Below are 3,097 nucleotides of genomic sequence, written 5' to 3' on the forward strand. Positions count from 1 at the left end.
CAACGCATCCGGAACCAGCCTCAGTGACAACTCATCTACCACGCGTCACATTATGTCCCACACGTCACTTCATCCACATGAGACACGCTCTAAGGGGCCGATGCCGCGTCGTCGCGCCGACGGTCGTTCCGTCCGCGAATGGTGTGCCGTCAGGTGAATTTCAATCACCGAGATCGTAAAGCTTCGCGTGGCCCCCGTCGTGGGCTATGGGAAGCGTTGAGCATGTTGTGACGGTGCGCTTTTCGGCCTTACGTATCGTGATACATTCATGTCGACGGTCATGAGTACCAGCATCAAGCCCTGGCTTGCTGGTCGGCAACCCTCCCGCGCGGCGGGGTGCTCCAGGTGACGACCCGGCGGAATCGACAACTGATTCCGCAAGCGCGCAAGGAGTCCGTGGACCCTGGTTCTCCGGTGCGCGTCCGCACTCCTTCGAAAGGACTTTCGTCGTGGTTCGAGCGCCCAAACCGCTACACCTGGCAGTCGAGGTAGATGGCGCGGGAGGTCATCCCGCCGCGTGGCGTGTGTGGGGGCGCCCGCCTGCCGATGTGGTCTGTCCCCGGGTTCTCCGGTCGGTTGTGGACACAGCCGAGGCTGCCGGTTTCGCGCTGGTCACCATCGACGACCGAGTGGTGCCGGGGGAGGGCGCATACCCCGTGGGACGGTTGGATGCTGGGACGCGTGCGTCGTTCGTGGCGACGACGACGGCCACTATCGGGGTGGCGCCGACGGTGCACGTCCTCACCACCGAACCGTTCCATCTCGCGACGCAGCTGGCCAGCCTCGATCACGGCAGTCGGGGTCGCGCGGCATGGGTGGTCGGCTCGGACAACTCCGCGGACGTCAATGGTGCAGTCGGATTCGAGCCACGTGCCCCCGAGGCCGTACGGCGCGAGGTTCGAGACGTCATCGAGCTCGCCCGGCAGCTCTGGGATTCGTGGGAGGACGATGCCGTGATCCGCGATGCCGCGACGGGTCGCTACCTCGATCCCGACAAGGTGCACCACGTCAGGTTCGAGGGCGAGTTCTTCAGCGTCGTCGGACCGCTCATCACACCCCGTTCACCGCAGGGGCAGATAGTCGTCGTGGGAGCTGCGGAGCTGGGGGTGCCGGATCTTCTCGACATTGTGCTGCTGTCCGGTCGGGATGTGACCGACATCGGGACGTCGGCGGCGGGACAGCGGGCCGTGACCTTCGCCGATGTCGAGGTGATTCTCGATACGAAGACCGAGTCCGCGCAGTCGCGCCTTGCCCGCCTCGATGGGTATGCGCTGTGGCCGGACCGGGGACGCCTTCGATTCGCGGGTTCGGCACGAGACTTCGTCGACCTGGTGCGGTCCCTGGCGGACACGGTGGACGGTGTCCGGATCCATCCCGCCGTCGTCACCACTGATCTCGCCGTTCTGGTCGACGAGGTCCTTCCCATATTGCAGGAGTTGTCACTGCATCGGATTCCGAAACCGGGCTCGACGTTGCGGGAGACGCTCGGACTACGTCGGCCGCTCAGCCGCTTCGCATCGACCATCAGCTAGCCACGACCAGGCAGGAGTTTGCCATGTCCACTCCGGACACCGGAGCACCGTATGATGCCGACGCGCAGGTCCACCTCGGTGTTTTCTACCCGGGAATCGGCCCGCAGACGGTGTGGGAAGATTCCAAGGCCCCCGACCAGGTATCCCCGGAAACCTTCCTGCGGGTTGCTCAAACCTTGGAACGGGGCTTGTTCGATGCGTTCTTCCTCGGCGACGGCCAGCGTGTGCGGGAGAACCGCGGTGCGGCATTGGCCACTGACATTGCGGGCCGTCCCGACGCCATCACTCAACTGTCGGCGCTTGCCGGGGTGACCAGCCGGATCGGTCTCGTCGCCACGCAGAACACCACGTACAGTCTGCCGGTCGACCTTGTGCGGCGGCTGGGAAGCTTGGATGTCCTGTCCGACGGACGGGCGGGATGGAACATCGTCACCACCGACAACGCGTGGACCGGCGAGAACTTCCGGCGCGGTGGATGGCTGCCGCACGAACGCCGCTACGAGCGGGCCACCGAACTCGTCGAATTGGCCAAGGAATACTGGGACGCGTGGTCGCTCGCCGATGTCGCCACGGATGCCCACCAGGACAGTTGGCTGCCGGCCGACCGATCTGCGGGCATCGCACGGAACAGTGACCTTCTGCACGCCACTGCGGTCTCCACCGTTCCGTCGAGCAGACAGGGGCGGCCCGTGTTGTTCCAGGCCGGCGATTCCGTCGGCGGCCGTGACCTGGCGGCCCGCCATGCCGACGTCGTGTTCTCGGCGAACAACGAGTTCGACGCGGCCGTTGCCTACGCACGCGACCTCCGGGCGCGACTGTCCGCTCACGGCCGGTCCACGGATTCGCTCCGAATCCTTCCCGGTGTCACCGTGATCATCGGAGACACGCCCGAGGATGCCGAGGAGAAGGCTCGGTGGCTCCGCGAGAACGCCTACAACCCGCACCGGGCGATTGCATTCCTCGAACACTATTGGGGGCAGGATCTTTCGGCATACGACCCCGACGGCCCGTTGCCGGACATCGACCCGATCGACGGAGAACTCGATCCGTCGCGCGGGACGTTGGCGATCGCGGACCGCACCGGCAAGCTCGATCAGATAACCCACTGGCGTGCGCTGGCCGCGGAGAAAGACCTGTCGATCCGACAGCTCGTCCTCGAAGTGGCCCCGAACTCGCGCTACCTGGCCGGGACCGCCGGCGAGATCGCGGATCGCTGGGCGTACTGGGTGCGACATCGCGTCGTGGACGGATTCAACATCAATCCGTACCACCTGCAGGATTCGATCGACGACCTCGTCGACAGACTCGTACCGGAATTGCAGGAACGCGGGGTCTATCGAACCGAGTACACGACCGAGACTCTGCGCGACCACCTGCGTCTGCCTGCCGTGTAAGGGCGGTATCGACGGTGGTCCGAGTGTGTCGGGGCGAGCGATGGGCATTTCACCGCTGGACACCGCGGCCACCCGTCGTCCAGGTTCGGATGCCCGTGGCGGGTACTCCTCGTTACCCGGGGAGGAACCCCGACCAGCGGCCTCGTTTCATTCGGCTGGTCGCCTGTGCGT

At 65.5% G+C, this 3,097-nt stretch carries 2 protein-coding genes and 1 riboswitch; both genes read left to right on the plus strand.

Going from position 1 to position 3,097, the window contains the following annotated elements:
* Positions 1–276 precede the first annotated feature (276 nt).
* A riboswitch (SAM riboswitch) is annotated at positions 277–390 on the plus strand.
* Positions 391–548: 158 nt separating this feature from the next.
* On the plus strand, positions 549–1,532 hold the full coding sequence (locus ACFTZB_RS44515) for an LLM class flavin-dependent oxidoreductase (RefSeq protein WP_378442239.1): 984 nt from the start codon (positions 549–551) through the stop codon (positions 1,530–1,532).
* A gap of 23 nt (positions 1,533–1,555) precedes the next feature.
* Positions 1,556–2,926 carry an NtaA/DmoA family FMN-dependent monooxygenase gene (locus tag ACFTZB_RS44520; RefSeq protein ID WP_378442237.1) on the plus strand — a complete coding sequence of 457 codons (1,371 nt, stop codon included), beginning with the start codon at positions 1,556–1,558 and terminating at the stop codon, positions 2,924–2,926.
* Positions 2,927–3,097 lie beyond the last annotated feature (171 nt).

This window comes from Rhodococcus sp. NPDC057014, assembly GCF_042673295.1.
GTDB lineage: Bacteria > Actinomycetota > Actinomycetes > Mycobacteriales > Mycobacteriaceae > Rhodococcus_F.